The sequence below is a fragment of the Streptomyces atratus genome, from assembly GCF_014648655.1.
GTDB lineage: Bacteria > Actinomycetota > Actinomycetes > Streptomycetales > Streptomycetaceae > Streptomyces > Streptomyces atratus.
In genome coordinates, this window is record NZ_BMRN01000004.1 from 111,917 (window position 1) to 133,917 (window position 22,001).

A 22,001-nucleotide genomic window follows, 5' to 3' on the forward strand; every position below is an offset into this window, starting at 1 on the left:
GGTGGTACGCCGAACGGGTGAGGGGCGAGAGAATTGCCCGATGAACAGCGAGCGCAGCGGGCGCAACGCCGACCGAAGCACAGACGGGGTGGTCCGGTGAGCAGGTACGACAGGTACGACGTCACGGACGAGCAGTGGGAGGGGCTTGCCCAGGTCGTACCTCTGCGCAGCCGCGACGCGTGGCCGTCCAGGGCCGATCACCGTACGGTCCCCGACGAGAGCGCGGCAGCCGAACAGCGGCGCCTCGTCGTGCTGCGGGTCCAGGTCTTCGCGGACGCGCGGGAGGTGGCGGAGTACCTGGTCGCACAGATCCCGGTGCTGCTCGATCTGACCAGTGCGGAGACGGATGTGGCCAAGCGCATCCTGGACTTCACCAGTGGGGTGGTCTTCGGTCTGGGCAGCGGAATGCACCGGGTCGACCGGAATGTCTTCCTGCTGTCGCCGCTGGGCATGGAGGTCGAGGGGGTCACGGCGGCAGGCGTACCCGGGTCGTAGGAAGGCCGCCGGGGGTGTTGGCGGGGCGGGCGCGGCGGTGGACGTCCTTCGATCGTGGGAATGCCGTCCGGGCCGGCTTCGCCGCGGCAGGCGTAGCCCGATCGTAGGAAGGTCGTTCAGGCGGAACGGTTCGCCGCTCCGCGGCCTGCGTACGGTCCGCCCATGAGTGCACTCCGCCCGGGGACCACCCGGCCACCGTCCGCCCGTACATCCGTGCCTGCTGATGCCCCTGCCGCAACCGGCACGTCCGTGTTCGGTGACGGCCCCGCCGCTACGGACACGTCGGCCCGCCCGGAAGCCCTGTGGCGTTCCGGCGGTCCCGTCCGCTCCGCCGGACCTGTCGTCACCGAACTGCGGTTGTCCGCCTTCGCCTCGCACCGGGGCGCCGGCTTTCCCATCGGCCCGGTCACGCTCTTCGCCGGACCCGGCGGCAGCGGCAAGTCGAGTGCGTTGCGGGCGTACGAGGCGCTGGCGCGGTTGGGCGGCGGAGACCCGCTCGACGAGGTCTTCCCGGACCCGGCGGGGTGCGTACCGGAAGGCGCCGCGGCCGATGCGCAGGGCCGCCGCGGATTCCGGATCGGCTGCACGACGGACGGTCCGGCAGGACCGGTACGGCTCGACCTGGCCGTCCAGGCGGAGCCCACCCTGCGTATCGTCGGTGAACGGCTCACCGGCGGCGGCGAGATCCTGCTCACCACCGCATTGCGCGACCCGGGGCGCTCGACGGTCCAGGCGGCCTGGCACACCGCGGGCGCTGTCCCGGTGACGCGTGCGCCGCTGCCGGACGACCGCCTCGGAACGGCCCTGCTGCCGCTGCGGGTGGCGGGCAGGACCGAGGGGCAGTTACAGGTCCTCGCCGCCGCCGAACAGATGGTCGTGGCCCTGCGGTCGGTCTTCGCCTGCGAACCGCAGCCGCCGCGGATGCGTGGGCCCGTACCGGCGGGCGACGGCCGGCTTCGCCGCGGCTGCGACAACCTCGCGGCGGCGCTGGAGCGCACGCACACACAGTGCGCCCGACGCCACGCCCGGCTGGTCGCGGCGGCTCACACCGGATGTGCGGGACCGGTGACCGCACTCGGTGTCGAGCGGCTCGCGGACGGGTTGCTGCACGCGACCGTCGGGCGCGACGGGGGGCATGCGACGCCGGTCGGCCGTCTCGGCGACGGTGAGCTGAGGTATCTCGCGCTCGCTCTGGTGCTGCTCGCCGGCCCCGGGGCGCTGGCCGTGGACGCCGCGGGCGAGGTGCCGTCGGCCATGCAGACCCTCACCGTGCTGGCCGACGGACTCGACCGGGACCTGGACGGACGGCAGTTGCGCGGACTGCTGGATCTGGCGGTGTCGATCGGGGCGGCCGGGCACCTCAGACTGGTGGGGACGGTCACGGAGCCGGGTGCGGTGCGAGCCCGGGAGACGGCCGGGGTGATGGTGGTAGACCTGAAGCCGTGACAGAACTTGATGTACGTGCCCTGCAGCAACGGCTCGCCGCGTTCGCGGCTGCACGGGACTGGGAGCAGTACCACACCCCGAAGAACCTGGCGGCGGCGCTGAGCGTCGAGGCGTCCGAACTGGTCGAAATCTTCCAGTGGTTGACGCCGGAGCAGTCGGCGCGGGTGATGGAGGCACCCGAGACGGCGCACCGGGTGGCGGACGAGGTCGCGGATGTTCTTGCTTATCTGCTGCAGTTCTGCGAGGTGCTGGGGATCGACGCACTGACGGCGCTGGCGGAGAAGATCGACCGGAATGAGGCCCGATTCCCGGTGTCGGAGCGCCCGGACACCCTTGATTCGCCAGATTGTCACTCTTCGGAGTGATCGACTTATTCACAGTCGACTTCGTGTCCACAGATTTCCTAATTCCCCTGGCTTTTCGGTACCGACGCCCTCACTGTGGGTAATGGATGAGTTGAGCGGCTTTTCGTACGGACGGGGGTAACGCATGGAAGCGGAGCGGCTTGTGGGAGTCAGCCGGCGTGCTCTGGCACAGAGCCGCTGTACGCCGGACATCATCGCCGAGGCATGGCAGGCCCAGGCGCTCGCTCAGGCAATCGGCAGTCGGCTGGCGGCGGACGGGCCCAAGGAGCTGCGGGGAGAGGCGCGCGGGCTCAGCGAGATCGGCGGAAGGAGCGGCGGGGCGCTGGACCACCCGGCGGCGCGGGCCGGAGTGGCGCGGGCCGCACAGCTCTCCGAGCTCTCCGAACCGAGGGCGACGCTGACAGGGCTGGGCACACTGCTCGGAGAGGTGGGGATAGCCCTGGTCGGGGTGGCCTGCGAGACCGACGAGCAGGGGCTCTACTGGCAGTGCATGGAGGCGATCGACGCGGCCGACGAGTCCATGGACCGGGTGCACGGAATGCTCCGGCGCCTCGACGAGCAGGACCGGGAGCGACAGCAGGATCTGGAGCGAGGCCGGGAGCGGGACGGCCCCTACGGTGCGATCCGCGGACCGGCGGGCTCGGCGGCGGGCCAGCCGTGACCGCGCAGGATTCAGGGAGTGACGAGGGACGGGACGGTGTACGCGACGACCGTGACCGTAGAGGGCTTCGGCAGTGGCGGCGCGTGGGAGGGAGAAGGAGGGGAATGACCGGCATCCGGAGGTGCAGGATGGATGCATGGATCTTCGAATCTTCACCGAGCCCCAGCAAGGGGCCGACTACGACACCCTGCTCACCGTCGCCAAGGCGGCCGAAGACCTCGGCTTCGACGCCTTCTACCGCTCCGACCACTACCTCCGCATGGGCCCGGGGGACGGACTGCCCGGCCCGACCGACGCGTGGATCACCCTGGCCGGGCTGGCGCGCGAGACCAAGCGGATCCGGCTCGGCACGCTGATGACCGCGGGGACCTTCCGGCTCCCCGGCGTGCTCGCCATCCAGGTCGCGCAGGTCGACCAGATGTCCGGTGGACGCGTCGAGCTCGGCCTCGGCGCAGGCTGGTTCGAGGAGGAGCACAAGGCCTACGGCATTCCGTTCCCCAAGGAGAAGTTCGGCAGGCTGGAGGAGCAGCTGGAGATCGTCACCGGGCTCTGGGCGACCGAGATCGGCAAGACGTTCAGCTTCGACGGCACGTACTACCAGCTGACCGATTCGCCCGCGCTGCCCAAGCCGGCGCAGGCCAAGGTGCCGGTCCTGATCGGCGGTCACGGCGCGACGCGCACACCGCGGCTGGCTGCCCGGTACGCGGACGAGTTCAATATTCCCTTCGCGTCGCTGGAGGACAGCGAGAAGCAGTTCGGCCGGGTCAGGGAGGCGGCGAAGACGGCCGGCCGCGGACCGGACGACCTGGTGTACTCCAACGCCCTGGTGGTGTGCGTCGGGAAGAACGACGCCGAGGTGGCTCGGCGCGCCTCCGTCATCGGCCGTGAGGTGGCGGAGCTGAAGGCGAACGGGCTCGCGGGCTCACCCGCCGAGGTGGTCGACAAGATCGGCAGGTACGGCGCGATCGGGTCGTCCCGGATCTACCTCCAGGTCCTGGATCTGGACGACCTGGAGCACCTGGAGCTGATCTCTTCCCAGGTCCAGTCCCAGTTCACCTGAGCCGGGAACCATCCCGGCTCACCCGAGTCGGGGATCGGTCGCCGCTCACCCGAGCCAGGTCGTCCGGGCCCGGCTCACAAGGGAGTCACCCGTGCAACCCGTCCGGTCAGTCAACGGTCCGCCCGCCCCGACGCTTGATCGTGCCCTCTTGGATGGGGCGGTCCTGCTCGACGGTGGTCTCTCCAACCAGCTGGAGGCGCAGGGCTGCGATCTGTCCGACGCTCTGTGGTCGGCCCGGCTGCTGGCCGACGGGCCGGGGCAGATCGAGGCCGCGCACACTGCCTATGTGCGGGCGGGTGCGCAGGTGCTCATCACGGCCAGTTACCAGGCGACCTTCGAGGGATTCGAGGGGCGGGGGATCGGACGGGCCCAGGCGGCGGAGCTGTTCGCCCGCAGTGTGCGGCTGGCGCGGCGGGCCGCGGGTGCGGTGGAGCGGGAGATCTGGGTCGCCGCCTCGGTCGGCCCGTACGGGGCGATGCTGGCGGACGGCAGCGAGTACCGGGGCCGCTACGGGCTCTCCGTCCGGGAGCTGGAGCGGTTTCACCGGCCGCGGGTGGAGGCGCTGGCCGCGGCAGGGCCCGATGTGCTGGCGCTGGAGACGGTGCCGGACATCGATGAGGCCGAGGCATTGCTGCGGGCGGTCGAGGGGTGCGGGCTGCCCGTCTGGCTCTCGTACAGCGTGGCGGGGGACCGGACCAGGGCGGGGCAGTCGCTGGAGACGGCCTTCGCCCTCGCCTCGGGGCATGACCGTGTGCTGGCAGTCGGGGTGAACTGCTGCGATCCGGCAGACGCGGACCGGGCGGTGCGGGCGGCGGCGGAGGTGGCCGGGAAACCGGTCGTGGTCTATCCGAACAGCGGTGAGCGGTGGGATGCCGGCGGACGGGAGTGGGCTGGTGCCCCCACCTTCGATCCGGGGAGAGTACGGGCCTGGCAGGACGCCGGCGCCCGGCTGGTGGGCGGCTGCTGCCGGGTCGGCCCGGAGACCATCGCGGAGCTGGCCGGGCTGCTCGGCGCAGCGACAGCAGGCGAAGGGCAAGGAGGGTCAACAGTGCCGTAGACACATGAAAATACCTGGTGGGGGGCGAGTGAAGCGGACCATACTCGGACGTGTGTTCCTGACGATCAGCACGACCGGCAACCCGGAACGTCCCGCGACCGATCTTGGCTTTCTGCTGCACAAGCATCCAGAGAAGGCGCAGACGTTCTCCACCTCCCATGGCACCGCGCATGTCTTCTATCCCGAGGCATCCGCCGAGCGCTGCACAGCGGTGCTCCTGCTGGAGGTGGATCCCGTGGCGCTGGTGCGGCGCGGCAAGGGCAAGGGCCGGGGCGGCGCCCCCGATGCGGCGCTCGCGCAGTACGTCAACGACCGTCCGTACGCGGCGTCCTCGCTGCTCTCCGTCGCGATGAGTACGGTATTCAAGACCGCGCTGAACGGTGTGTGCCGCGCACTGCCCGAACGTGCGCAGGCGCCGCTTCCGCTGAGGATCGAGGTGCCCGCACTGCCGGCGCGCGGCGGCGCGGAACTGGTGCGCAAGCTCTTCGGGCCGCTCGGCTGGAAGAGCGTGGACGCTGTGGCCGTACCTCTGGACGAGCAGTTCCCGGAGTGGGGGGACTCGCGGTACGTACGGCTGGTGCTGGAAGGCGAGTTGCGGCTGGCGGACGCGTTGCGGCAGCTGTATGTCCTGCTGCCGGTGCTCGACGACGCCAAGCACTACTGGGTCGCACCGGACGAGGTGGACAAGCTGTTGCGGGCCGGTGAGGGCTGGCTGGCCGGCCACCCCGAGCAGAAGCTGATCACCAGCCGCTATCTGTCCCGGCGCTGGGGGCTGACCCGGCAGGCGATGCAGCAGCTCGAACTGGTACGGCTCGCCGAGTCGGACGACCTGGACGTCGAGAGCATCGACAACGCGGTGGACGAGACGACCGACACCGAGGAGAAGCCGGTGCCGCTCGCCGAGCAGCGGCGCACCGCGATCCTTGACGCGCTGCGCACCGCCGGGGCGAGCCGGATCCTCGACCTGGGCTGCGGTCAGGGCCAGTTGGTGCAGGCACTGCTCAAGGACGTGGGCTTCACGGAGATCGTCGGCGTCGATGTCTCGATGCGCGCCCTCACCATCGCCTCACGACGGCTGAAGCTGGACCGGATGGGGGAGCGGCAGGCCGGACGGGTCACGCTTCAGCAGGGCTCGCTCACGTACACCGACAAGCGGCTCAAGGGGTATGACGCGGCCGTGCTCAGCGAGGTCATCGAGCACCTCGACCTGCCGAGGCTGCCCGCGCTGGAGTACGCCGTGTTCGGTTCGGCCCGACCGCGGACCGTGCTCGTGACGACGCCGAACGTCGAGTACAACGTCCGCTGGGAGACCCTTCCGGCCGGGCATGTGCGCCACGGCGACCACCGGTTCGAGTGGACCAGGGCCGAGTTCCGCGCATGGGCCCAGGAGGTGGCGCAGCGGCATGGATACGCGGTCGATTTCGTCCCAGTGGGGCCCGACGACCCCGAGGTGGGGCCGCCCACGCAGATGGCCGTGTTCACGATGACCGCGGCCGATGAGAGCAAGAACGAGAGCAAGAACGAGAGTAAGAACGAGTCCTGGCACGAGACTGCCAACGAGACCGAGAAGGGGGCGAAAGTCGCATGACCAGTATTTCGCGCACGTTGCCGGTGACCGACCTCTCCCTCGTGGTGCTCATCGGAGCCAGCGGTTCCGGCAAGTCCACCTTCGCCCGTAAGCACTTCAAGCCCACGGAGATCGTCTCCTCGGACTTCTGCCGCGGCCTGGTCGCCGACGACGAGAACGACCAGAGCGCCAGCCGTGACGCCTTCGACGTCCTCCACTACATCGTGGGCAAGCGGCTCGCCGCCGGGCGGCTGACCGTCGTGGACGCCACCAGCGTCCAGTCCGAGAGCCGCAAGCAGCTGGTCCAGCTGGCCAGGAGCCACGACGTGCTGCCCATCGCGATCGTTCTCGACCTGCCCGAAGAGGTCTGCATCGCGCGCAATGCGGCCCGTCCCGACCGCGCCGACATGCCGCGCCACGTCATCCAGCGCCACCGCCGCGAACTGCGGCGCTCGCTGCGCGGACTGGAGCGCGAGGGCTTCCGCAAGGTGCACATTCTGCACACCGAAGAGGAGGCGGAGCACGCCGAAGTGGTGCTTGAGCGCCGCTACAACGACCTCCGCCACCTCACCGGCCCCTTCGACATCATCGGCGACATCCACGGCTGCAGTGCCGAGCTGGAGGCCCTGCTCGGCAAGCTCGGCTACGTCGACGGCGCGCACCCCGAAGGGCGTACAGCGGTCTTCGTCGGTGACCTCGTGGACCGCGGCCCCGACAGCCCCGGGGTACTGCGCCGCGTCATGTCCATGGTGTCGGCGGGCAACGCCCTGTGCGTGCCGGGCAACCACGAGAACAAGCTCGGCCGCTACCTCAAGGGCCGCAGCGTCCAGCACACCCATGGACTCGCCGAGACCATCGAGCAGTTGGACCGGGAGGACGAGAAGGACCCCGCCTTCCGCGAGCAGGTGCGGGAGTTCATCGACGGGCTCGTCAGCCACTACGTGCTCGACGAGGGCAAGCTCGTCGTCTGTCACGCCGGACTGCCCGAGAAGTACCACGGGCGCACCTCCGGACGGGTCCGCTCGCACGCGCTGTACGGGGACACCACCGGTGAGACCGACGAGTTCGGCCTGCCCGTGCGCTACCCGTGGGCGGAGGAGTACCGCGGCCGTGCCGCCGTGGTCTACGGTCACACCCCGGTGCCCAATACCTCCTGGGTCAACAACACCATCTGCCTGGACACCGGTGCGGTCTTCGGCGGGAAGATGACGGCGCTGCGCTGGCCGGAGCGCGAGCTCGTCGACGTACCGGCCGAGAAGGTCTGGTACCAGCCGGCCAAGCCGCTGACCAGCGAGGCGCCCGGGGGCAGGGAGGGCAGGCCGCTGGACCTCGCCGATGTGCACGGCCGCCGGATCGTGGAGACCCGGCACATGGGCCGCATCTCGGTCCGCGAGGAGAACGCCGCGGCGGCGCTCGAAGTCATGAGCCGGTTCGCCGTCGACCCGCGGCTGCTCGGCTACCTCCCGCCGACCATGGCGCCCACCGCCACCTCGCACGAGGACGGTTACCTGGAGCACCCGGCCGAGGCCTTCGCCCAGTACCGGGCGGACGGTGTCACCAAGGTCGTGTGCGAGGAGAAGCACATGGGCTCGCGTGCGGTGGCGCTGGTCTGCCGGGACGCGAACACCGCCCGTGAGAGGTTCGGCGCAGGGGGAACCGCTTCCGGCGGTGAAGGAGGTCCGACCGGGGCGCTCTACACCCGCACCGGAAGGCCGTTCCTCGACGACGTCGCACTCACCGAGGTGATCCTCGGCAGGCTGCGCACCGCCGTCACCGCCGCCGGACTCTGGGAGGAGTGGGACACCGACTGGGTGCTGCTCGACGCCGAGCTGATGCCGTGGTCTCTCAAGGCGGCCGGGCTGCTGCGCTCGCAGTACGCCGCGGTCGGTGCCGCATCCGGGGCGGTTTTCCCGGAGGCCAACGCGGCCCTCGCGGCAGCGGTGGCCCGTGGGGTGGACGTGGGCGCGCTCGCGGCCCGCCAGCAGGGGCGGGCCGAGGATGCGACCGCGTTCACCGAGGCGTACCGCCGCTACTGCTGGACCACCCAGGGCCTGGACGGGGTGCGGCTCGCGCCGTTCCAGATCCTCGCCGTGCAGGGTCGCTCGCTGGCCTCCGTACCGCATGACGAGCAGCTGGCCTGGCTCGACCGGCTGGTCGAGCACGATCCGACCGGGCTGCTCCAGGTCACCCGCAGGCTCGTCGTCGACACCGGTGACGAGGCGTCGGTGCGCTCCGGCATCGACTGGTGGCTGGAGATGACCGGCCGCGGCGGCGAAGGCATGGTCGTCAAGCCGCTCGCCGCGCTCGTACGGGACGGCAAGGGAAGGCTGGTCCAGCCGGGCATCAAGGTGCGCGGCCGGGAGTACCTCCGGATCATCTACGGCCCCGAGTACACCCGCCCGGAGAATCTGGCGCGGCTGCGCGGCCGGTTCCTCGGCCACAAGCGGTCGTTGGCGCTGCGGGAGTACGCACTGGGGCTCGAAGCACTGGACCGGCTGGCCGACGGGGAGCCGCTGTGGCGGGTCCACGAGGCGGTGTTCGCGGTGCTGGCCCTGGAGTCGGAGCCGGTCGACCCGCGACTGTGAGCGGTGTCAGCGGGTTTTCCGGTGAGATCAACGGAAAACCGCTGGCGATTCGCCGGGTGAACGGCGCTCCGCACGGTGAGGATGGATGCATGGGATTCCATGTCGACTCCGAGGCCGGGCGGCTGCGCCGCGTCATCCTGCACCGCCCCGATCTTGAACTGAAGAGGCTCACCCCCAGCAACAAGGACGCGCTCCTGTTCGACGACGTGCTCTGGGTGCGCCGCGCCCGCCAGGAGCACGACGGCTTCGCGGACGTGCTGCGCGACCGAGGGGTGGAGGTGCACCTGTTCGGCGATCTGCTCCGTGAGTCGCTGGAGATCCCGGTGGCCAGGCGGCTCGTCCTGGACCGGGTCTTCGAGGAGAAGGAGTACGGCCCGCTCGCCACCGAGCATCTGCGGGCTGCCTTCGAGGAGTTGCCCAGCGCCGAGCTGGCCGAGGCGCTGGTCGGCGGGATGACCAAGCGGGAGTTCCTGGAGCGGCACAGCGAGCCGACCTCCGTCCGCTTCCATGTCATGGACCTGGACGACTTCCTGCTCGGCCCGCTGCCGAACCATCTCTTCACCCGGGACACCTCGGCCTGGATATACGACGGGGTGTCGATCAACGCGATGCGCTGGCCGGCCAGGCAGCGCGAGACAGTCCACTTCGAGGCGATCTACCGCCACCACCCCCTCTTCACCGGACCCGACGCAGGCGTCTTCCACCACTGGTCGGAGGGGCAGGACGACTACCCCTCCACCATCGAAGGCGGCGACGTTCTGGTCATCGGCCACGGCGCCGTACTCATCGGGATGAGCGAGCGCACCACCCCGCAGGCGGTGGAGATGCTGGCCCGTGGACTGTTCGACGCCGGCTCGGCGCACACGATCGTGGCGCTCGACATGCCCAAGCGCCGTGCGTTCATGCACCTCGACACCGTCATGACGATGATCGACGGCGACACCTTCACCAAGTACGCGGGCCTGGGCATGCTCCGCTCGTACACCATCGAGCCCGGTGAAGGGCCGAGGGACCTGAAGGTCACCGACCATCCGCCCGAGCACATGCACGACGCGATCGCGCATGCCCTGGGCCTGGACTCGATCCGGGTCCTCACAGCCACCCAGGATGTGCACGCCGCCCAGCGCGAGCAGTGGGACGACGGCTGCAATGTGCTGGCCGTCGAGCCGGGCGTCGTCGTCGCGTACGAGCGCAACGCCACCACCAACACCTATCTGCGCAAGGAGGGCATCGAGGTCATAGAGATCCGCGGCAGCGAACTCGGCCGGGGCAGGGGCGGCCCCCGCTGCATGAGCTGCCCCGTGGTGCGTGATCCGGTGTAGCGGCGCACGACCTGGTGCAGTGGTGCGCGAGACAGCTCCGTATAGCGATGCAGGGCTTCGTATAGACTTCCAGGGTCACCGTATGCGCGATCCTCGCCCGACCCTGGAGCAGTCTCATGGCCATAGACCTCGTAGGCCGCCACTTCCTCAAGGAGCTGGACTTCACGGCCGAGGAGTTCCGCGGCCTGATCGACCTCGCGGCCGAGCTCAAGGCCGCCAAGAAATCGGGAACCGAAGTGCAGCGGCTGCGCGGCAAGAACATCGCGCTCATCTTCGAGAAGACCTCGACCCGCACCCGCTGCGCCTTCGAGGTGGCGGCCGCGGACCAGGGTGCGTCCACGACGTATCTCGATCCCTCCGGCTCGCAGCTGGGGCACAAGGAGTCGGTGAAGGACACGGCCCGCGTCCTCGGTCGGATGTTCGACGGCATCGAGTACCGCGGTGACAGTCAGGCGGCCGTCGAGGAACTCGCTGCGTACGGCGGCGTTCCGGTCTTCAACGGGCTCACCGACGACTGGCACCCGACCCAGATGCTCGCCGACGTCCTCACCATGGCCGAGCACAGTGAGAAGCCGCTGGAGCGGATCGCCTTCGCCTACCTCGGCGACGCCCGCTTCAACATGGGCAACTCCTACCTGGTCACCGGCGCCCTGCTGGGCATGGACGTGCGGATCGTCGCGCCGAAGTCGTACTGGCCGGCCGAGGAGATCGTCACCGAGGCCCGCAGGCTGGCCGGGGTCAGCGGTGCGACGGTCACTCTCACCGAGGACATCGCCGAGGGCGTCAAGGGCGCGGACTTCGTCGCCACCGATGTCTGGGTCTCCATGGGCGAGCCCAAGGAGGTCTGGGGCGAGCGCATCGAGACTCTCGCGCCGTACGCCGTGACCATGGACGTCCTGCGCGCCACCGGCAACGCCGACGTGAAGTTCCTGCACTGCCTCCCGGCCTTCCACGACCTCGGCACCAAGGTGGGGCGGGAGATCGAGGCCGCCCACGCGCTGACGGAGCTGGAGGTCACCGACGAGGTCTTCGAGTCCACGCACTCGGTCGTCTTCGACGAGGCCGAGAACCGGATGCACACGATCAAGGCTGTTCTGGTGGCGACCCTGGCGGCCGCAAGCTGACCGCTGCATGATCATGCGCCCGATTGGGTGAATATGCGCGAAGGCGACTAATATGTTGTCTCTTGGTGGGGTTCGGGCTCACACGCTCGAACCCCATTTTCGTGTGTGTCACCAGAGCCCGGAGCTCCCCCACAGGGCCCCGGGGCGCCCCCCACATGCTCCACCAGAGAAGAGACCATCCCCGTGAGTCCGCTGCGCCCACCGAGCTCCCTGCGCCCCTGTGGGCCACGCATCAAGAGCCCCCACCAGCTGATCGCCGAGTCCGGCGCCGACCTGGAGGGGCATGGCCTCAAGCGCACCATGGGACTTTTCCAGCTGGTGTGCTTCGGTGTCGGCGCCGTCGTCGGCACCGGCATCTTCGTCGGCCTCTCCGACAGCGTCGCCGAGGCGGGCCCCGCGGTCGTGCTGTCCTTCGTGCTCGCCGCGATCACCTGCATCTTCACCGCGTTCTCCTTCGCCGAGCTGGGCAGCGCGATCCCGGTGTCCGGCAGCTCGTACTCCTTCGCCTACGCGACCCTCGGCGAACGCATCGCGTTCCTCGTCGGCTGGTGTCTGCTGCTGGAGTACGGAGTCTCGGTCTCCGCGGTCGCCGTCGGCTGGAGCCAGTACGTCAATGAGCTGCTGAACAGCTTGTTCGGCTGGCAACTGCCTGCGGCCCTCTCGGCGGGGCCCGGCGACGGCGGAGTGATCAATCTGCCCGCGGTCCTGGTGGTCATGATGGCCGCCACCCTGCTGGTGCGCGGCGTCCGGGAGAGTGCGGGGGCCACCACCGCGATGGCGGTCCTCAAGATCGCCATTCTGATCATGTTCTGTGTCATCGCCTTCACGGCCTTCGAGCACGGGAATCTCACGCCGTTCGTCGCGCACGGGGCGGGCGGGGTCACCGCCGGTGCGTCGCTGGCATTCTTCTCGTACATCGGCTTCGACGCCATCACCACCGCGGGCGAAGAGGTCAAGAACCCGCGGCGGAACATCCCGATCGCGATCATGGTCTGCATCGGCCTGGTCACGCTGCTCTACTGCGCCGTCGCGCTCGCGGCCATCGCTGCCCTCGGCCCGGAGGCCGTCGCCGACAAGCCGGCCGCGCTCTCGATCGTCGTCGACCAGGTCACCGACTCGACCGTCGGCGGTGGAATCATCGCTTTCGGAGCGGTCGTCGCGATCGCATCCGTCGTGCTCGCGGTGATGTACGGGCAGACCCGCATCCTGATGTCGATGTCCCGCGACGGTCTGATCCCGCGGGTCTTCGAGAAGGTCTCGCCGCGGACGGCGACGCCAGTCGCGAACACCTGGATCGTGGCGGTCGTCTTCGCGATCCCGGCGGCCTTCTCGTCGCTCGACGTGGTGGTGAATCTGACGACCATCGGCACGCTGGGCACCATGGTCGCGGTGAACATCGCGGTGATCGTGCTGCGCCGTCGAAACCCGGAGGTGACGGGCTCGTTCCGGGTGCCGCTCTACCCGGTGAGCCCGCTCCTGGGCGTCGTCTTCTGCCTCTATCTGATGTACGGGACGGGCTGGGCGACCTGGGTGCAGTTCGCCGTGTTCCTGATCGTCGGTGCGACGGTGTACGCCTTCTACGGCCGCAGCCGTTCCCGGCTGGCCGCGGCCGGCGCGGGTTGATGAGCGCGGCCGGTCGGCTCCGAGATGTCCGATCAGCTCCGAGGCGTACGGGACGGCAGGGTGAACCACACCGCCTTGCCGTGCTCCGTCGTGCGGTGACCGCAGGACGAGCTGAGCGTACGGATCAGCAGCAGACCCCGGCCGTGTTCCTGCCACGGGTCCGGCGCACTGCCGGGCTCTGGACGGGAGAGATCGCCCGGCGGGGCCGGGTCGCGGTCGTGCACCTCCACCTGGCAGCCGGTCGGCAGGAGCTCCACCACCAGCTCGATGGGTTCGTCGCTGCGGGTGTGCTCCACGGCGTTGGCGACCAGTTCGGCGGTGAGGAGTTCGGCGGTATCGGAATCGGCCGGTGCTTCGATGTCCGCCAGTGCCGTACGGATCAGGGCGCGAGCGACCGGTACGGCCACCGTCGAACGCGGCAGGGCAATCCGCCAGGAGGCGGGGAGAGGAACATCGGAGGGCACAGCACGGTTTCCGTTCCGGAGTTCACGAACTTTCTGGAGGCCAGGCTTTCTGGAGGTCAAGACTTCCCGGTTTCAACCTTGCGAAGTGCAACGACACAGGCCAGGGACTGCCGACCGGTACGAAGGGGACGTTCGGCACTGAGTTCTCACGCTCCGCCTATTGCGTGCTCGTGACGGGAGTCACGTACGAGTGATAAGTTCGTTCGCAGTAGCAGCCCGACGGCTGAAGGGGAGCCCCCTCGATGAGCCCGTTTCCCAGCTCCGCCCCCCGCACGGACGACTGGCGCCATCTGCGGCTGACGACGGACGACGGCGTTGCCACCGTCACCCTCGCCCGCCCCGAGAAACTCAACGCTCTCACCTTCGGTGCCTACGCCGACCTGCGCGACCTGCTTGCCGAACTGTCCCGCGAACGCACCGTGCGCGCTCTGGTGCTCGCGGGGGAGGGCCGCGGATTCTGCTCAGGCGGAGATGTCGACGACATCATCGGCGCGACACTCGCCATGGACACCGCCCAGCTCCTCGATTTCAACCGCATGACCGGACAGGTGGTGCGGGCCCTACGTGAAACCCCCTTCCCCGTCATCGCCGCCGTACACGGCGTGGCCGCAGGTGCCGGCGCGGTTCTTGCACTGGCCGCCGACTTCCGGATCGCCGATCCGTCCGCCCGCTTCGCCTTCCTCTTCACCAAGGTCGGTCTCTCCGGCGGCGACATGGGCGCCGCGTATCTGCTGCCGCGCGTCGTCGGCCTCGGCCATGCCACCCGGCTGCTGATGCTCGGCGAACCGGTCCGCGCACCCGAAGCAGAACGGATCGGACTGATCAGCGAGCTCACCGAAGAGGGCCAGGCGGATGTGCGCGCGGCAGCGCTCGCCCGCCGCCTCGCCGACGGTCCGGCCCTCGCCCTTGCCCAGACCAAGGCGCTGCTCACCGCCGAACTCGACATGCCGCTCGCCGCCGCGGTCGAGATGGACGCCGCGACCCAGGCCCTGCTGATGCACGGCGACGACTACGCCGAATTCCACGCCGCCTTCACCGAGAAGCGGCCACCGAAGTGGCAAGGCCGGTAGCACGATGCCGCCCGACACGAGCGCGATCGGAACCCGGCAATCCACCGGGACGGCGCCCGGCGCGAATCGGACCGGCGTGAGGCGGATCGCGGTCATCGGCGGCGGCCCCGGCGGACTCTACGCCGCGGCACTGCTCAAGCGGCTCGACCCGGAACGCGACATCACCGTCTGGGAGCGCAACGCCCCCGACGACACGTTCGGCTTCGGCGTCGTCCTCTCCGACGAGACGCTCGGCGGTATCGAGCACGCCGACCCCGTCGTCCACCGTGCACTCCAGGACGAGTTCGTACGGTGGGACGACATCGACATCGTCCACCGCGGCGTGACGCAGACCTCCGGCGGCCACGGCTTCGCGGCGCTGGGCCGGCGCAGACTCCTGGAGATCCTGCACGAACGCTGTGACCGGCTCGGCGTACGGCTCCGTTTCCGCACCGAGGCACCGCCGGCTGCCGAGCTGGCCGCCGCATACGACCTGGTGATCGCCGCCGACGGTGTGCACAGCCTCACCCGCGCCGCGCACGCCGAAGCCTTCGGCCCCCGCCTCACCACTCACCGCTGCCGCTACATCTGGCTCGCCGCCGACTTCGCCCTCGACGCCTTCCGCTTCGAGATCGCCGAGACCGCGTACGGGGTGATGCAGCTCCACGGCTACCCCTTCTCGGCCGACGCCTCCACCGTCATCGTCGAGATGCGCGAGGAGGTCTGGCGCGCCGCCGGATTCGACACCTGCGACGTGGAGCACTCGACCGTACGCTGCGCCAAGATCTTCACCGAGGCGCTCGGCGGCCGGCCGCTGCGCTCCAACAACTCCTCCTGGCTCACCTTTCGTACCGTCGTCAACGACCGCTGGTCGCACGGCAACACGGTCCTCATCGGCGACGCCGCCCACACCGCGCACTTCTCCATCGGCTCCGGCACCAAACTCGCCGTCGAGGATGCCCTCGCGCTCGCCGCCTGCATCGAGGAACAGCCCGACCTGCCGGGCGCACTGGCCGCGTACGAGACCGAACGCCGGCCGGTCGTCGAATCGACCCAGCGGGCCGCCGCGGCCAGCCTGCGCTGGTTCGAGGAGCTCGGCACCTACGTCGATCAGCCGCCCCGCCAGTTCGCTTTCAACCTCCTCACCCGAAGCCGCCGCGTCACCCACGACAATCTGCGGCTGCGCGACGCCTCCTTCACCGCCGCCGTCGAGGAGGAGTTCGGCTGCGCCCCGGGCACCCCGCCGATGTTCACCCCGCTGCGGCTGCGCGGTCTCGAACTCCGCAACCGCGTCGTCGTCTCACCCATGGACATGTACTCGGCCGTCGACGGCGTCCCCGGCGACTTCCACCTCGTCCACCTGGGCGCACGTGCACTCGGCGGCGCCGGGCTCGTCATGACGGAGATGGTGTGCGTCAGCGCCGAGGGCCGCATCACCCCCGGCTGTACCGGCCTCTACACTCCCGAACAGGCTGCCGCCTGGACCCGGATCACGGACTTCGTCCATGCGAGCGCACCCGGTACGGCCATCGGCGTGCAGCTCGGCCACTCCGGGCGCAAGGGCTCCACCAAACTGATGTGGGAGGGCATCGACCAGCCCCTCGACCACGGCAACTGGCCGCTCACCGCCGCCTCCCCGATCCCGTACGCCGACGGCGTCAACCAGGTCCCGCACGCCCTGGACCGGGCCGGCCTCGACGCCGTACGCGAACAGTTCGCAGCGGCGGCCCGGCGCGCCGACCTCTGCGGCTTCGACCTGCTCGAACTCCACTGCGCCCACGGCTACTTGCTCTCCGGCTTCCTCTCGCCGCTCACCAACCACCGCACCGACCGCTACGGCGGATCGCTGCAGGGCCGGCTCCGCTTCCCCCTCGAAGTCTTCGACGCGATGCGCGCCGACTGGCCCGACGACCGGCCCATGACCGTCCGCATCTCCGCCACGGACTGGGCCGAGGGCGGCACGACGGCCGAGGACGCCGTGGAGATCGCCCGCGCCTTCGTCGCCCACGGGGCCGATGCCATCGACGTCTCCACCGGTCAGGTCGTCCCCGACGAGTGCCCCGAGTACGGCCGCTCCTATCAGACCCCGTACGCCGACCGGATCCGCAACACGCTGTGCGTGCCCGTCATCGCGGTCGGTGCGATCTCCTCCTGGGACGACGTGAATTCACTGCTGCTCGCGGGCCGGGCCGACCTCTGCGCCCTGGCCCGTCCGCATCTCTACGACCCGCACTGGACGCTGCACGCGGCGGCCGACCAGGGCTACAGCGGACCGGGCGCACCCTGGCCGCTCCCGTACCGCGCGGGCAGCCGCACCCCGCCGACAGGCCGCACGGACGCACCGAAGCCGCGGCTCACCCTGGGGTGACGGGCAGGCACGCGTGGCAGAGACAGGCGTCGGGGTGCGGGGCCCCATGATGTGCATCCCGTTCCTCCCCGGCGACCCGCTCCAGCAGGGCGGCCAGTCCCTCGGCCTTCTCCCTTGTGGCGGCGCCCGGACCGGCACACCGCTGCAGCACGGCCGGGACGTACACCAGCTGCGCCCGGACGGTATGGAGATGGCGGGTCCCCGTGTCGACGGTGATCCAGCGGCCGGCGTGCCGCGCATGTCCCACCGTGGTCAGCTGCTGGTGGCCCGTCCCGGGGTAGGTGTCGGCGACATACACCTTCGCCCCGCCCCGGTACGCCTTCGTGCCGGGACGGAGCTCCTGCCCGAGATCCCGTACCGCCGCCACAGCACCACATTCGCCGCGACCAGCCACGCGGGTTCCGGCGGTCCGCTCATCGCTCCGTCGCGCTGATCAGCAGCCGGTCCGAGACCGCCCGGAAACCGATGCGCTGATACACGCCGTTGCTGGTCGGGTTCGCGAGGTCGGTGAAGAGCAGCACCTCCTGCGCGCCCGCCTCCCGTGCCGCCCGGCTGACCTCCGCCGTCACCGCTGCCGCGTAGCCCCGGCCGCGGTGCTCGGCAGGCGTGTAGACCGGCGCGATCCGCACCGTGCCCGCGATCCGCGGGGAGACGCCCGCCATCGACACCGGGACGCCGTCGACCTCCCAGAGGGTCAGCCTGCCGGACGCCGTCCGTTCGTCCACCTGCCGTTCGGCATGGGTGGCGGGCTGGCCGACCTCATCGGCGAACGCGAGGAACCAGCGCACCAGCAGTTCCCGGTCGGCGGTGGTGGCGGTCCTGGGCCGGCCCGAGGGGGCGGGGGAGGGCGGGATCAGCGTCCCCAGCCGGTAGAGCCGCTGCTCCTGGACGACCCGGTGGCCGGGCCAGGTGGCGGCCAGCGCCTGGGCGATGGCCCGGTCCGCGTTGACCGCGGTCAGGGGGAGCGAGGCGGCCAGCGGAGCGACCGCCTCCAGGGCGACGGCTGTCAGTACCGGCGGATACGGCGGGGTCTGCACGAGCGTCCCCGCAACCTCGCCGTCCGCCCCGCGCCACCAGCCCAGCAGCGGGGCGGCGTCACCATAGGCGTGCGGGCCACCGCGGCGCAGAGTCGCGGTCACGGTCAGAACCAGGGTGTTCTCGGCGGGCCGGGCGACCAGCGAGGCGCCGGCCGCGTCGAGAAAGGCGTTGACGTCATCGGTGAAGGTCCAGGTCATGCCTCATCCTGCCGGGTGTGCGTGGAGCGAGGCACCCGTATTTCCGGGTCAGTCGTCCCGCAGCCGGAAGCGCTGCAGCTTCCCGGTGGCGGTGCGGGGGAGGGCGGGCAGGAACTCGATGACGCGCGGGCACTTGTGCGGGGCCAGTTCGCTCTTCATGTACGCGCGCAGCTCGTCGGCGTCCAGTTCCGCGCCCTCGCGCAGCACCACGTACGCCACCACGATCTGGCCGCGCAGCTCGTCCGCCCGCCCCACCACCGCCGCCTCGGCCACCGCGGGGTGGTGCAGCAGGGCGTCCTCGACCTCGGGGCCGGCGATGTTGTAGCCGGAGGAAATGATCATGTCGTCGGCGCGGGCGACGTAACGGAAGTAGCCGTCCGGCTCGCGCACATAGGTGTCGCCGGTGAGATTCCAGCCGTGCGCCACGTAGTCCCGCTGGCGCTCGTCGGCGAGATAGCGGCAGCCGACCGGACCGCGGACGGCGAGGAGTCCGGGCTCCCCGTCCGGCACCTGCCTGCCCTCGCGGTCCAGCACCCGGGCCTGCCAGCCGGGCACGGGAACTCCGGTGGTGCCGGGGCGGACCGCGTCGTCGGCGGCGGAGATGAAGATGTGCAGCAGTTCGGTGGCGCCGATGCCGTTGATGATGCGCAGACCCGTCCGCTCGTACCAGGATCGCCAGGTGGCGACCGGGAGGTTCTCGCCGGCCGAGACACAGCGCCTCAGCGCGCTCAGATCGTGCTTGTGGATGTGGTCGAGCATCACGCGGTAGGCGGTCGGCGCGGTGAACAGCACCGAGACACGGTGGGCCGCGAGCGCGGGCAGCAGCTGCGTCGGGCCGGACTGTTCGAGCAGCAGGGCACTGGCACCGGCCCGCAGGGGGAAGACCACCAGACCGCCGAGCCCGAAGGTGAAGCCGAGCGGCGGACTGCCCGCGAACACATCGTCGGACGTGGGGCGCAGGACATGGCGCGAGAACGTGTCGGCGATGGCGAGCACATCCCGGTGGAAGTGCATACAGCCCTTGGGGCGCCCGGTGGTGCCCGAGGTGAACGCGATCAGTGCGACATCGTCCGCCGCCGTGTCCACCGGACGGTACGGCCCCGTCCTGGCCTCGGCCAGGTGCAGCAGATCGTCCGGGGCCTCGCCTCCGTACGCCGTGATCCGCAACCCCGGCACCTGAGCCTTCACCAGGTCGTCGACCGCCCGGATGTCGCACAGTGCGTGGCTCACCCGGGCGATCGAGCAGATGGTGGCGAGCTCGGCGGACCGCTGCTGGGCCAGCACCGTGACGGCGATCGCGCCCGCCTTCAGCACCGCGAGCCAGCAGGCGGCCAGATGGGGGGTGGTGGGGCCGCGCAGCAGGACGCGGTTGCCGGGTACGACCCCCAGATCGGCGGTGAGGACATGGGCGATCCGGTCCACTTGGTCCCGCAGCTCCCCGTAGCTCCAGACTCCGCCGTCGGGAGTACGGAAGGCGGGGCGCCCGGGGCCGAAGCGGTCGACCGTGCGGTCCAGCAGTTCGGCCGCGCAGTTGAGGCGGGCCGGGTACTGCAGTTCAGGAAGGTCGAAGAGCAGTTCCGGCCACTGGTCCGAGGGTGGCAGGTGCTCCCTGGCGAAGGTGTCGAGGTGCGCTGAGGTCTTCGGGTCCATGACGGATCGCCCCCTTGTCGCCTCTGGAGCGTATCGTTTGGGTGACGGTAGTCAACGGTCCGCGATAAGAAGAGAAGACGAGACGCGACAAGAGAGGCGCCGGTATGACGGCATTCTCGCTCGATCCGGCACAAACCGCCTGGTGCGAAGAACTAAGAGCCCTTGCCGAGCAGCAACTGCGCCCCCTCGCCGAAAAAGGTGAACCGGGCCATGTCAACCGCCCCCTGATCGCCGCACTCGGTGAGTCCGGCCTCCTCGACCGGCTGCTGAACTCCGGCGCCCTCGACCTCTGCCTGCTTCGCGAGTCCCTGGCCCGAGGCTGCACGGAGGCCGAAACCGCACTGGCCCTCCAGGGCCTCGGCACCCACCCCGTGGTCCAGGCAGGCACCCCGGCCCACCGCGAACGCTGGCTCCCCGAGGTGCGCGCCGGCCGCGCCGTCGCCGCCTTCGCGCTGAGCGAACCGGGCGCGGGCTCCGACGCGGCGGCCCTGGCCCTGAACGCCGAACGCACTTTTGACGGCTGGCGGCTGACCGGCGAGAAGTGCTGGATCTCCAACGCACCCGAGGCCGACTTCTACACCGTCTTCGCCCGTACGACCCAGGGCGCCGGATCGCGTGGCGTCACCGCGTTCCTGGTCCCCGCCGACCGACCCGGACTGACCGGCACCGCACTCGACATGCTTTCGCCCCACCCCATCGGGGCCCTGGTCCTCGACGGAGTCCCGGTCACCCCCGACGATGTGCTCGGCGAACCGGACCGCGGCTTCCGGGTCGCCATGAACACCCTCAACCTGTTCCGCCCCAGCGTCGGCGCCTTCGCCGTCGGCATGGCCCGCGCCGCCCTCGATGCCACGGTCGCGTACACCGCCGAACGCACCGCGTTCGGCGGTCCGCTGAAGGACCTCCAGGCCGTCTCCCACCAGGTCGCCGAGATGGCCACCCGCACCGAGGCCGCCCGGCTCCTGGTGTACGCGGCCGCCGCCGCGTACGACGCGGGGGAGGCCGGAGTACCGCGCCGCGCAGCCATGGCGAAGCTGTACGCCACCGAGACCGCGCAGTACGTCGTCGACACCGCCGTCCAACTGCACGGCGCCCGCGCCCTGCGCCGCGGCCACCTCCTCGAGCACCTCTACCGGGAGGTCCGCGCCCCACGGATCTACGAGGGCGCCAGCGAGGTCCAGCGCACGATCATCGCCAAGGAGCTGTACGCGAACCAGGAGGCGTCCGCATGAGTCCGGTCCACCGGATCAACCCCGCCGAACTCGCGCCGCCCGCGGGTTTCTCGCACGCCGTCACCGCCACCGGCGGCCAACTGGTCTTCCTGGCCGGGCAGACCGCCCTCGACCAGGACGGCAAGGTCATCGGCACCGCCCTGCCCGAGCAGTTCGCGACGGCGCTCACCAATCTGCTGACCGCCCTGCGCGCGGCGGGCGGCGCCCCGGCGGACCTGGCCCGGGTCACCGTGTACGCCACCGACGTGGCCGACTACCGGGCCCATGCCGGGGAACTGGGCCGTATCTGGCGGCAGTTGGCGGGCCGTGACTATCCGGCGATGGCGGTCGTCGGCGTGGCGAGACTCTGGGACGAGCAGGCTCTCGTCGAGATCGACGGGGTGGCGGTACTGCCGTGAACGCGCCGGACGGGCCGGGCATGCCGAGCCCGTCCGGCAACGCGTGGATCAGTGCGGATCAGTAGGGCTTCACCAGGACGTGCGCCGCGCCCGGAATGCCGGCCTTCAGCAGCTCGTCCTCCTCGGGCGTGGTCCCGGTGCCCGTCTCCTGCTTGCGCACCGCACGCGACATGGCCTGCACCCACATGGCCCGGGGGCGGCGGCGCGCCTCCCGGCACGGCGCGGGGACGGTCGCAGCAGCGGGTTCTCGTACCGGTTCGGCGGCTGGGGTGAGGCGGAACGGACGGCCGGGTCGATCCG

At 70.5% G+C, this 22,001-nt stretch carries 18 protein-coding genes and 2 pseudogenes; 15 read left to right on the forward strand and 5 right to left on the reverse strand.

The features are described 5' to 3' along the window. Positions 1-96: 96 nt before the first annotated feature. From IEZ15_RS08555 to IEZ15_RS08605, 11 genes are all read left to right on the forward strand, one after another. A complete protein-coding gene (locus tag IEZ15_RS08555; RefSeq protein WP_114247181.1) occupies positions 97-495 on the forward strand; it encodes a cell division protein SepF in 399 nt (132 codons plus the stop codon). Positions 496-657: 162 nt separating this feature from the next. Next, the gene (locus IEZ15_RS08560) at positions 658-1,941 is read left to right on the forward strand and encodes an AAA family ATPase (protein ID WP_189275505.1); all 1,284 of its coding nucleotides are present in this window, start codon (positions 658-660) and stop codon (positions 1,939-1,941) included. Further along, positions 1,938-2,306 carry a nucleotide pyrophosphohydrolase gene (locus IEZ15_RS08565; RefSeq protein WP_189275507.1) on the forward strand — a complete coding sequence of 123 codons (369 nt, stop codon included), beginning with the start codon at positions 1,938-1,940 and terminating at the stop codon, positions 2,304-2,306. Before IEZ15_RS08560 ends, IEZ15_RS08565 begins: the two co-directional genes overlap by 4 nt. A gap of 124 nt (positions 2,307-2,430) precedes the next feature. Further along, the gene (locus tag IEZ15_RS08570; RefSeq protein WP_114247184.1) at positions 2,431-2,967 is read left to right on the forward strand and encodes a DUF6099 family protein; all 537 of its coding nucleotides are present in this window, start codon (positions 2,431-2,433) and stop codon (positions 2,965-2,967) included. A 136-nt stretch (positions 2,968-3,103) separates the two neighbouring features. Further along, positions 3,104-4,027 carry an LLM class F420-dependent oxidoreductase gene (locus IEZ15_RS08575; RefSeq protein WP_189275509.1) on the forward strand — a complete coding sequence of 308 codons (924 nt, stop codon included), beginning with the start codon at positions 3,104-3,106 and terminating at the stop codon, positions 4,025-4,027. A 148-nt stretch (positions 4,028-4,175) separates the two neighbouring features. Further along, entirely contained in the window at positions 4,176-5,084 is a 909-nt protein-coding gene (gene mmuM, locus IEZ15_RS08580) for a homocysteine S-methyltransferase (protein ID WP_229845800.1), read from the forward strand. 52 nt (positions 5,085-5,136) lie between these two features. Continuing rightward, positions 5,137-6,672 carry a 3' terminal RNA ribose 2'-O-methyltransferase Hen1 gene (locus tag IEZ15_RS08585; RefSeq protein WP_189275511.1) on the forward strand — a complete coding sequence of 512 codons (1,536 nt, stop codon included), beginning with the start codon at positions 5,137-5,139 and terminating at the stop codon, positions 6,670-6,672. Further along, complete coding sequence (locus IEZ15_RS08590; RefSeq protein WP_189275513.1) at positions 6,669-9,236, forward strand: polynucleotide kinase-phosphatase; 2,568 nt, start codon at positions 6,669-6,671, stop codon at positions 9,234-9,236. Before IEZ15_RS08585 ends, IEZ15_RS08590 begins: the two co-directional genes overlap by 4 nt. 89 nt (positions 9,237-9,325) lie before the next feature. Next, the gene (locus tag IEZ15_RS08595; protein WP_189275515.1) at positions 9,326-10,558 is read left to right on the forward strand and encodes an arginine deiminase; all 1,233 of its coding nucleotides are present in this window, start codon (positions 9,326-9,328) and stop codon (positions 10,556-10,558) included. A gap of 116 nt (positions 10,559-10,674) precedes the next feature. Continuing rightward, positions 10,675-11,682, forward strand: a complete 1,008-nt coding sequence (gene argF / locus IEZ15_RS08600) for an ornithine carbamoyltransferase (protein WP_189275517.1) — start codon at positions 10,675-10,677, stop codon at positions 11,680-11,682. A 183-nt stretch (positions 11,683-11,865) separates the two neighbouring features. Beyond that, positions 11,866-13,305 (forward strand): amino acid permease, encoded by a 1,440-nt coding sequence (locus IEZ15_RS08605; protein ID WP_189275519.1) that lies wholly within the window; start codon positions 11,866-11,868, stop codon positions 13,303-13,305. 32 nt (positions 13,306-13,337) lie between these two features. On the opposite strand, the gene IEZ15_RS08610 is transcribed toward IEZ15_RS08605, so the two are convergent. After that, positions 13,338-13,769, reverse strand: a complete 432-nt coding sequence (locus IEZ15_RS08610; RefSeq protein ID WP_114247190.1) for an ATP-binding protein — start codon at positions 13,767-13,769, stop codon at positions 13,338-13,340. Positions 13,770-14,011: 242 nt separating this feature from the next. On the opposite strand from IEZ15_RS08610, the gene IEZ15_RS08615 reads away from it, so the two are divergent. Continuing rightward, complete coding sequence (locus IEZ15_RS08615) at positions 14,012-14,839, forward strand: enoyl-CoA hydratase family protein (protein ID WP_114247191.1); 828 nt, start codon at positions 14,012-14,014, stop codon at positions 14,837-14,839. Between the two features lie 4 nt (positions 14,840-14,843). Next, positions 14,844-17,186, forward strand: coding sequence for a bifunctional salicylyl-CoA 5-hydroxylase/oxidoreductase (locus IEZ15_RS08620; RefSeq protein ID WP_373302526.1), 2,343 nt, complete (start codon positions 14,844-14,846; stop codon positions 17,184-17,186). Here the strand turns inward: IEZ15_RS08620 and IEZ15_RS08625 are convergent. The 3 genes and pseudogenes from IEZ15_RS08625 to IEZ15_RS08635 all read right to left on the reverse strand — a co-directional run bounded on the left by IEZ15_RS08625 (position 17,173) and on the right by IEZ15_RS08635 (position 20,071). Then, positions 17,173-17,603: pseudogene (locus IEZ15_RS08625) on the reverse strand (hypothetical protein). The gene IEZ15_RS08620 and the pseudogene IEZ15_RS08625 sit on opposite strands and share 14 nt — an antisense overlap. Then, the gene (locus IEZ15_RS08630) at positions 17,600-18,421 is read right to left on the reverse strand and encodes a GNAT family N-acetyltransferase (RefSeq protein WP_189275524.1); all 822 of its coding nucleotides are present in this window, start codon (positions 18,419-18,421) and stop codon (positions 17,600-17,602) included. The pseudogene IEZ15_RS08625 and the gene IEZ15_RS08630 overlap by 4 nt, the downstream one beginning before the upstream one ends. 48 nt (positions 18,422-18,469) lie before the next feature. Continuing rightward, positions 18,470-20,071, reverse strand: coding sequence for an AMP-binding protein (locus IEZ15_RS08635; RefSeq protein WP_189275526.1), 1,602 nt, complete (start codon positions 20,069-20,071; stop codon positions 18,470-18,472). A 104-nt stretch (positions 20,072-20,175) separates the two neighbouring features. Between IEZ15_RS08635 and IEZ15_RS08640 the strand changes: the two genes are divergently transcribed. Both IEZ15_RS08640 and IEZ15_RS08645 read left to right on the forward strand, forming a co-directional pair. Further along, entirely contained in the window at positions 20,176-21,303 is a 1,128-nt protein-coding gene (locus IEZ15_RS08640) for an acyl-CoA dehydrogenase family protein (RefSeq protein ID WP_114247193.1), read from the forward strand. Further along, complete coding sequence (locus tag IEZ15_RS08645; protein WP_189275528.1) at positions 21,300-21,701, forward strand: RidA family protein; 402 nt, start codon at positions 21,300-21,302, stop codon at positions 21,699-21,701. The genes IEZ15_RS08640 and IEZ15_RS08645 overlap by 4 nt, the downstream gene beginning before the upstream one ends. A 58-nt stretch (positions 21,702-21,759) precedes the next feature. Here the strand turns inward: IEZ15_RS08645 and IEZ15_RS46705 are convergent. Continuing rightward, positions 21,760-21,915 (reverse strand): annotated as a pseudogene (locus tag IEZ15_RS46705) (FAD-dependent monooxygenase); the annotation flags it as partial. Positions 21,916-22,001: the final 86 nt, after the last annotated feature.

Excerpts from the sequence above, each read along its gene's own strand:
- IEZ15_RS08560 (WP_189275505.1), top strand. The coding sequence starts at position 658 with ATGAGTGCACTCCGCCCGGGGACCACCCGGCCACCGTCCGCCCGTACA.
- IEZ15_RS08570 (WP_114247184.1), top strand. The coding sequence starts at position 2,431 with ATGGAAGCGGAGCGGCTTGTGGGAGTCAGCCGGCGTGCTCTGGCACAG.
- IEZ15_RS08575 (WP_189275509.1), top strand. The coding sequence starts at position 3,104 with ATGGATCTTCGAATCTTCACCGAGCCCCAGCAAGGGGCCGACTACGAC.
- IEZ15_RS08590 (WP_189275513.1), top strand. The coding sequence starts at position 6,669 with ATGACCAGTATTTCGCGCACGTTGCCGGTGACCGACCTCTCCCTCGTG.
- IEZ15_RS08595 (WP_189275515.1), top strand. The coding sequence starts at position 9,326 with ATGGGATTCCATGTCGACTCCGAGGCCGGGCGGCTGCGCCGCGTCATC.
- argF (WP_189275517.1), top strand. The coding sequence starts at position 10,675 with ATGGCCATAGACCTCGTAGGCCGCCACTTCCTCAAGGAGCTGGACTTC.
- IEZ15_RS08615 (WP_114247191.1), top strand. The coding sequence starts at position 14,012 with ATGAGCCCGTTTCCCAGCTCCGCCCCCCGCACGGACGACTGGCGCCAT.
- IEZ15_RS08620 (WP_373302526.1), top strand. The coding sequence starts at position 14,844 with ATGCCGCCCGACACGAGCGCGATCGGAACCCGGCAATCCACCGGGACG.
- IEZ15_RS08630 (WP_189275524.1), bottom strand. The coding sequence starts at position 18,421 with ATGACCTGGACCTTCACCGATGACGTCAACGCCTTTCTCGACGCGGCC.
- IEZ15_RS08635 (WP_189275526.1), bottom strand. The coding sequence starts at position 20,071 with ATGGACCCGAAGACCTCAGCGCACCTCGACACCTTCGCCAGGGAGCAC.
- IEZ15_RS08640 (WP_114247193.1), top strand. The coding sequence starts at position 20,176 with ATGACGGCATTCTCGCTCGATCCGGCACAAACCGCCTGGTGCGAAGAA.
- IEZ15_RS08645 (WP_189275528.1), top strand. The coding sequence starts at position 21,300 with ATGAGTCCGGTCCACCGGATCAACCCCGCCGAACTCGCGCCGCCCGCG.